This window comes from Pantoea sp. SIMBA_079 (assembly GCF_046940275.1).
Taxonomy (GTDB): domain Bacteria; phylum Pseudomonadota; class Gammaproteobacteria; order Enterobacterales; family Enterobacteriaceae; genus Pantoea; species Pantoea borealis.
In genome coordinates, this window is record NZ_JAWRYR010000272.1 from 1 (window position 1) to 274 (window position 274).

Here is a 274-nt window from a genome sequence, read left to right on the forward strand (position 1 = left end):
GCGCTCGGACGATCCGGTGCACCACCTCGCGGTGCGCGCCTTCGTCGGTGCGACCGGACCGTTCGAGGACGCCGCCTCCGGCGCGGCGAACGCGACGCTCGCGGCGTGGCTGGCCTCCCGCGACGCGCTGCCGGGCGCGGACGGCCGTTACCGCATCAGCCAGGGCCGCGAGGTCGGCTACGACGCGATCATCGAACTGCATGTCGACGGCAACGGCGACGTATGGTCGGGTGGCCGCGTGCAGACCGTGGTGCGCGGCACGATCGACTGGTAG

General features: G+C 73.4%; 1 protein-coding gene. It reads left to right on the forward strand.

Translation table 11 applies throughout. The features are described from left to right. Positions 1–274: PhzF family phenazine biosynthesis protein (locus SB719_RS19980; RefSeq protein ID WP_412159713.1), on the forward strand; the 274-nt coding region annotated here is incomplete at its 5' end.